7 protein-coding genes and 1 pseudogene are annotated in these 4,935 nt (G+C 68.1%); 6 read left to right on the forward strand and 2 right to left on the reverse strand.

Annotated elements, in window-relative coordinates:
• The 5 genes from ACWELQ_RS37875 to ald all read left to right on the forward strand — a co-directional run.
• Nucleotides 1-523 (forward strand): anion permease (locus ACWELQ_RS37875; RefSeq protein WP_452401829.1); only part of this gene is annotated, 523 nt, incomplete at its 5' end.
• An 8-nt stretch (nt 524-531) separates the two neighbouring features.
• Nucleotides 532-825, forward strand: a complete 294-nt coding sequence (locus tag ACWELQ_RS37880; RefSeq protein ID WP_452401830.1) for a hypothetical protein — start codon at nt 532-534, stop codon at nt 823-825.
• Between the two features lie 5 nt (nt 826-830).
• Entirely contained in the window at nt 831-1,133 is a 303-nt protein-coding gene (locus ACWELQ_RS37885; RefSeq protein ID WP_452401831.1) for a DUF3349 domain-containing protein, read from the forward strand.
• 29 nt (nt 1,134-1,162) lie between these two features.
• Nucleotides 1,163-1,474, forward strand: coding sequence for a DUF3349 domain-containing protein (locus tag ACWELQ_RS37890; RefSeq protein ID WP_452401832.1), 312 nt, complete (start codon nt 1,163-1,165; stop codon nt 1,472-1,474).
• A gap of 218 nt (nt 1,475-1,692) precedes the next feature.
• The gene (gene ald / locus ACWELQ_RS37895) at nt 1,693-2,799 is read left to right on the forward strand and encodes an alanine dehydrogenase (protein ID WP_452401833.1); all 1,107 of its coding nucleotides are present in this window, start codon (nt 1,693-1,695) and stop codon (nt 2,797-2,799) included.
• 1 nt (nt 2,800) lies between these two features.
• Here the strand turns inward: ald and ACWELQ_RS37900 are convergent, their stop codons facing one another.
• Nucleotides 2,801-3,310, reverse strand: coding sequence for an Lrp/AsnC family transcriptional regulator (locus tag ACWELQ_RS37900; protein WP_452401834.1), 510 nt, complete (start codon nt 3,308-3,310; stop codon nt 2,801-2,803).
• 65 nt (nt 3,311-3,375) lie between these two features.
• The gene (locus tag ACWELQ_RS37905) at nt 3,376-4,302 is read right to left on the reverse strand and encodes an NADP-dependent oxidoreductase (protein ID WP_452401835.1); all 927 of its coding nucleotides are present in this window, start codon (nt 4,300-4,302) and stop codon (nt 3,376-3,378) included.
• Nucleotides 4,303-4,685: 383 nt separating this feature from the next.
• On the opposite strand from ACWELQ_RS37905, the pseudogene ACWELQ_RS37910 reads away from it, so the two are divergent.
• Nucleotides 4,686-4,935: pseudogene (locus ACWELQ_RS37910) on the forward strand (hypothetical protein); the annotation flags it as partial.

A 4,935-nucleotide genomic window follows, 5' to 3' on the forward strand; every position in this document is an offset into this window, starting at 1 on the left:
CTCGGACGACATCCCGCTGTGGGTGAAGGTCTGCTGCGCCTTGGGCATCGCTCTGGGCACCTACCTGGGCGGCTGGCGCATCATCCGCACGCTGGGCAAGGGCCTGGTGGAGATCGACTCGCCGCAGGGCTTCGCCGCCGAAACCTCCTCCGCCGCCATCATTCTCACCTCGGCCCAGTTCGGTCTGCCGCTCTCGACCACGCAGACCGCCACCGGTTCCATCCTGGGCACCGGCCTGGGCAAGCCGGGTGCGGAGGTGCGCTGGGGCGTGATGGGTCGCATGGCCGTGGCGTGGGTGCTGACCCTGCCGCTGGCCGGTCTGGTGGGCGCGTTCTGCTGGTGGCTGGCCGATCTCGGCGGCGGCCTGCTGGGCGTGGTCATCGTCGCGGCCATCCTGATCGCCGCGTCGGCCTACATGTACCTGCGTTCGCGGCGCAATCCCGTCGATACCCGAAACGTCAACGACGACTGGGAGAGTGGGCTCACCCCGCCGTCGCAGCCGCGTGCGAAGACCGCGGCCTGAGGAGAGACGTGCACACCTTCAACGCCATCGCCAAGTCCCTGGGCGAGGTCACACTGATCGCGCTGGTCCTCGGCGTCGGGGTCCCGGTCATCTTCGCGGCCGGAATCCGGTTCTGGGCCGGGGAACCCGCCGTGGACGGACCGCGGATCGCGCCGCGCAACACCGTCGCCACCACCATCGCGTACGTGTGCTTCGCGGCCGCGGCGATCGTGGTGCTCGCCGGAATCCTGTACATCGCCAAGGATTTCATCAGCCACACCTTCGACATCCAGCTCTTCGGCGCGAAGCCTCCCAAGAAGTAGGAGCCATGACGACCAATCGCTCAATTCTGGCGGCCGTCCTGGAATGGCTGCGCGCGGGCTACCCGCACGGCGTCCCCCGCGAGGACTACGTGGCCCTGTTCGCGGTGCTGCACCGCAAACTCACCGATCAGGAAGTCGACGAGGTGATCGAGCAACTGCTCGCCTCCGACGGCGTACTCGACCGCGCCGCCATCGAATCCGCCATCCAGGGCCTCGCCCACGAGAAGCCCGGCCCCGACGACGTGAACCGGGTCGCGGCCCGGCTGGCCGCGGGCGGGTGGCCACTGGCGCACCCGTCCGAGGCGTGAACCCCTGGTAGACGGGGAAATCCGAACGAATGGCACTGTCCGAACTGCTCGCCCGGATTGTCGCGTGGCTGCGCGCCGGCTATCCGCAGGGCGTGCCCGACACCGACTATCTGCCCTTGCTGGCCGTGCTGGCGCGGCGGTTGAGCGAGGACCAGGTGCGGCAGGTGGCCGCCGAGCTGATACTGCTCGGCGCGCTGCCCGCCGACCGCGCCGACGTCGGGGTCCTCATCACCAAGCTCACCGACGAGATGCCCCGCGACGCCGATCTCGAGCGGGTGCGCGCGCAACTGCGCGCGGGCGGCTGGCCTGTCGACGACACCTGGCCCGACTCGGCGCGGTAGCGCACCTCGGACCGCGAAGGTCGTCGTGCGGCGAAGCTCGCGACTGCCGAAGATGCTTCGGTGTGACCCAGCTCGCATCCGCTCGGGTTGAATGTTCAGATGTCTTGAGCGCTGATTTGAGAATCATCTTCAGTCCTCTGGACATGATCTCGCACTATCTTCACAATTTCTCGCGGGTGGCGATCCTGCCCAAATAGTCGAGAGATCAGGAGAGCGGCATGAAGATCGGCATTCCCCGCGAGGTGAAGAACCACGAGTACCGGGTGGCCTGCACGCCCGCCGGTGTGCACGAACTCGTCGCCCGCGGACACGAGGTGTTCCTCGAGACCGGCGCGGGCGTGGGCTCCACCTTCGAGGACGACGCCTACCGCTTCGCCGGCGCGCAGGTGCTCGACACTCCCGAGCAGGTCTGGGATGTCGCCGATCTGGTGCTCAAGGTGAAAGAGCCGGTGGCCGAAGAATATTCGCGCCTGCGCCCCGATCAGGTGCTGTTCACCTACCTGCACCTGGCCGCCTCGCGCGACTGCACCGACGCGCTGCTGGCCTCGGGCATCACCTCGATCGCCTACGAAACCGTCACCGCCGCAGACGGTTCCCTGCCGCTGCTGGCCCCCATGAGCGAGGTCGCGGGCCGTCTCGCCCCGCAGGCCGGCGCCTACCACCTGATGCGCAGCGGCGGCGGTCGCGGCGTACTGATGGGCGGCGTCCCCGGCGTGCGCCCGGCCCGGGTGGTCGTGCTCGGCGCGGGGGTGTCCGGCCGCAACGCCATCGCGGTCGCGCACGGCATGCACGCCGACGTCACCGTCCTGGATCTCAACATCGCGCGCTTGCGCGAGATCGACGACCTGTACCACGGTCAGGTGCGCACGGTCATGTCCAACCGGCTCGAGGTGGAGAACCTGGTCCGCGAGGCCGATCTGGTGATCGGCGCGGTGCTGGTGCCGGGCGCGAAGGCCCCCACGCTGGTGTCCAACGAGCTCGTCGCGCAGATGAAGTCGGGTTCGGTGCTCGTCGACATCGCCATCGACCAGGGCGGCTGCTTCGCCGACTCGCGCCCCACCACGCACGCCGAGCCCACCTACCGCGTGCACGACTCGATCTTCTACTGCGTGGCCAACATGCCCGGCGCGGTCCCGCACACCTCGACCGTCGCCCTGACCAACGCCACGCTCCCCTACGCGGTCGCCCTGGCCGACAAGGGCTGGCGCGCCGCGGTCGCCGCCGACGCGGGCCTGGCCGCCGGGCTGAGCACCCACAAGGGCGAACTGCTCTCGGAATCGGTTGCGGCAGCGCACGGTTACGCCGCCCACCCGCTCGCCGCCTGAGTCAGGACACCCCGTGATGCCCCGGCCGCACGTGCTCGAAGATCAAGATGGTCTCCGTGGACGCGACGGCCGGGTGCGCGCTGAGATGCTCCAGCACGAAGGTCCGTAGCTCACCGGAATCGGCCGTGGCGACATGGACGAGGTAATCGTCCGCCCCGGCAATGAAATACACGTTCTCGACCTCCGGCAGCGCCGCCATCTGGTCCCCGAACTCGGCCAGATGGCTGCGCGCGGTGGCATGCACACGCACCGCGATCATCGCCTGGAGATCCCGCCCGAGCGCCGCCGGATCGATATCGGCGTGGAACCCGCGAATCACCCCGCGCTCCACCAGCGCCCGCACCCGCCCCAGGCACGTGGAGGGCGCGATGCCCGCCGCCGCGGCCAGAGCATTGTTGGTCATGCGCCCGTCGCGGGCGAGTTCGTCGAGCAAGAGCCGGTCGATGGCATCCAACGGCACCGGTCGCGCCGTCCCACCCGACCCATTCGGTGTCGAAGAAACCTTCTTCATGATCGAACTGTACAGAAGATCCTTCACACCGCAGGGCGAGATCGGACAAATCTTCGCCGGTCCGGTCAGGGTTGCAGGATCATCCTCCCGGGCACGCCACCGGCGGCCTTCGTCGTGAAGGCCGTAGTCGCCTCCGCGAGCGGATAGACCGCGCCGACCTGCGGTTTCAACAGCCCTTCGTCGATCAGGCGGGCCAGCTCGGCGAGCTGATCACGATTGGGTAGCTGCACGAACACGAGCTTGGTGATGTCGTCGCGATCGGTCGGGAACTCGCTGGCGGCCTTGATCGTGACCAGGATGCCGCCGGGCCGCAGCAGCACCGACGACCCGGTCAGCACCTCGCCGCCGACGGTGTCGACCACCAGATCCGCCTGTCCGGCAACATCTTCCAACGTGTCGCCGTTGTCCAGCGCCAGATACCGATCGACCCCCAGCCCGGTCGCCAGCTCACGCGAATGCTCCCGCCCGGTCCCGATCACCTCCGCGCCCGCCCAGTGTGCCAACTGCACCGCCACCGACCCGACCGCCCCACCGGCCCCGTGAATGACCACGGTCTGCCCCTTCTCCAGCTTCCCGTGATCGAAGAGCGCCTGCCACGCCGTCAACCCCGCCCGCGGCACCGCCGCAGCGTGAATATGATCCAGCGACACCGGCTTCGGAGCCAGATTCCGCGCTTCGACCGCGACCAATTCCGCAGCCGCCCCATCCCGCAACTGATCGGTCAGTCCATACACCTCATCCCCGATGGCGAACCCGGCCGTCCCGAACCCGACCGCCGCCACCACCCCCGACACCTCGTTCCCGGGAATGATCGCCTCCCGCCGATGCCCCGCCCGGCACGTCCAAATCGGCCACTCGAGCTCATTGTGCGTAATCCCGCACGCCACCACCCTGATCAACACCTCACACAACCCCGCCTTGGCATCGGGCACGTCCTCATAGACGAGCCCCGCGATACCTGCGGTCGAATCATGCGTGCGAATAGCCTTCATGCCCCGCTCCCTCCGCATGCGGTTCAGCAGTCCTGACTCTCCGCAAGACGGTACGCCCCACCACCGACAACCAATCTCGAATCAGACGCCTGAACAACACCTTTCAGCAGATTCACAGTCGCGTTCCAGGCCGGGGAGTTCGATCTGGGCTGATCGTCGAACGGTCATCGAGGGGAGGCCGGTCGGTTATGCCTGACCGCGCTTCTTGTAGGCTCGGCTGGTGGGTACTTTTTGGCACGCGGTCACGCCGCCGCCCGTCGCCTGATCGGGCGCATCGGCTGAGCTTCGCTTCACTCTCCGGCTGACCTCTCCAGGCAGTCAGGTTCCTGTCGTGCGCCCGTTTCGATTCCTTCCCACCGGAATTCGACGACGGAGTCACGACAGTGTCCAATCGCACGACCACCCTCGATGCCGCACGCACACATGCCACCTCGTGGCGCGGCACCCTACCGATCCTGGCCGCCTCGGTGCTGTGGGGCAGTACCGGAACCACAGCGTCCTTCGCCCCGGAAGGGGCACCCGCGGCCGCCATCGGTTCGGCGGGACTCGCCCTCGGCGGGTTGCTGCTGTATCTGACGGGCCGAGGAAATCCGCTGCGCCCCAGCGGATCCGAACGCCTGCTGTTAGTGCTCG

It is taken from the genome of Nocardia sp. NPDC004722 (assembly GCF_053601505.1).

What these genes read in the sequence shown, in the direction of transcription:
- ACWELQ_RS37900 (WP_452401834.1), bottom strand. Translation starts at nt 3,310, where the DNA reads ATGAAGAAGGTTTCTTCGACACCGAATGGGTCGGGTGGGACGGCGCGA.
- ACWELQ_RS37885 (WP_452401831.1), top strand. Translation starts at nt 831, where the DNA reads ATGACGACCAATCGCTCAATTCTGGCGGCCGTCCTGGAATGGCTGCGC.
- ald (WP_452401833.1), top strand. Translation starts at nt 1,693, where the DNA reads ATGAAGATCGGCATTCCCCGCGAGGTGAAGAACCACGAGTACCGGGTG.
- ACWELQ_RS37890 (WP_452401832.1), top strand. Translation starts at nt 1,163, where the DNA reads ATGGCACTGTCCGAACTGCTCGCCCGGATTGTCGCGTGGCTGCGCGCC.
- ACWELQ_RS37905 (WP_452401835.1), bottom strand. Translation starts at nt 4,302, where the DNA reads ATGAAGGCTATTCGCACGCATGATTCGACCGCAGGTATCGCGGGGCTC.